At 61.2% G+C, this 1,274-nt stretch carries 1 protein-coding gene; it reads left to right on the top strand.

Annotated elements, in window-relative coordinates; all coding sequences use genetic code 11:
• On the top strand, positions 1-1,274 hold a 1,274-nt coding region (locus FEV16_RS16750), incomplete at both ends, for a UDP-glucose/GDP-mannose dehydrogenase family protein (protein ID WP_281404870.1).

Raw genomic sequence — 1,274 nt, 5'->3', positions numbered from 1 at the left:
TGAACATTACGATGATTGGTTCGGGCTATGTGGGTCTGGTGTCGGGCGCGTGTTTTGCTGACTTTGGCCACAACGTCATTTGCGTTGACTCGGATGCGAAAAAGATCGAGCGCCTCAAGGCCGGTGAAATTCCGATTTACGAACCCGGCCTTGACGAACTCGTCGCCAATAACGTCGAACAGAACCGCCTCTCCTTCACCACTGAACTTGAATCCTCGGTAAAAGGCGCGGACGCGGTGTTCATCGCGGTCGGCACGCCGTCGCGGCGCGGCGATGGACATGCGGATTTGTCCTTCGTCTACGCCGCCGCGCAAACGATCGCCAAGGCGCTCGAAGGATTCACTGTCGTCGTCAACAAATCGACGGTTCCCGTCGGCACCGGCGACGAAGTCGAGCGGATCATTCGCGAGGTCAATCCGAAGGCGGATTTCACCGTCGTGTCCAATCCTGAATTCCTGCGCGAAGGCGCGGCGATCGAAGATTTCAAACGTCCCGACCGCGTGGTCATCGGGATCGAAGATCCGCGCGCCCGCGAAGTGATGGAGGAAATTTACCGCCCCCTGTCGCTCAACGCGCCGCCGCTCGTCTTCGTCGGTCGGCGAACGTCGGAACTCACCAAATATGCGGCCAACGCCTTTCTCGCGACCAAGATCACCTTCATCAACGAGATCGCTGATCTCTGCGAGAAGGTTGGCGCCGACGTGCAGCAGGTCGCGCGCGGCATCGGCCTCGACAAGCGCATCGGCGCGAAATTTCTGCATGCCGGCCCTGGCTATGGCGGCTCTTGCTTTCCGAAAGACACTTTGGCGCTGATCAAGACCGGACAGGATGAAGGCGCCAGCTTACGCATTGTCGAGACGGTGGTCGCCGTCAATGACGCGCGCAAACGCGCGATGGCCCGCAAGGTGATCAATGCGCTCGGGGGCTCGGTGCGCGGCAAGAAGATCGCGTTGCTGGGATTGGCCTTCAAGCCTAATACCGACGACATGCGCGACGCGCCCTCTCTCGCCATCGTCGCTTCGCTTGCGGGCGACGGCGCGCAAGTGCACGCCTATGACCCCGAGAGCATGGAGCAAGCGCGTCCCTTGATGCCGGAAGTGACGTTCCACGACGACGCCTATTCGGCGCTGGAAGGCGCCGACGCGCTCGCCATCGTCACCGAATGGGACGCCTTTCGCGCGCTCGATCTCGACCGGGTGAAGACTCTCCTGAAACAGCCGATCATCGTCGATCTGCGCAACGTCTACCGACCCGCCGACGTGCGCAAACGCGGC

The sequence above is a fragment of the Methylocystis sp. B8 genome, from assembly GCF_005771425.1.
Lineage (GTDB): Bacteria > Pseudomonadota > Alphaproteobacteria > Rhizobiales > Beijerinckiaceae > Methylocystis.
The sequence above is the reverse complement of the archived record's forward strand: the minus strand, read 5'-3'. Positions and strand labels throughout refer to the sequence as shown.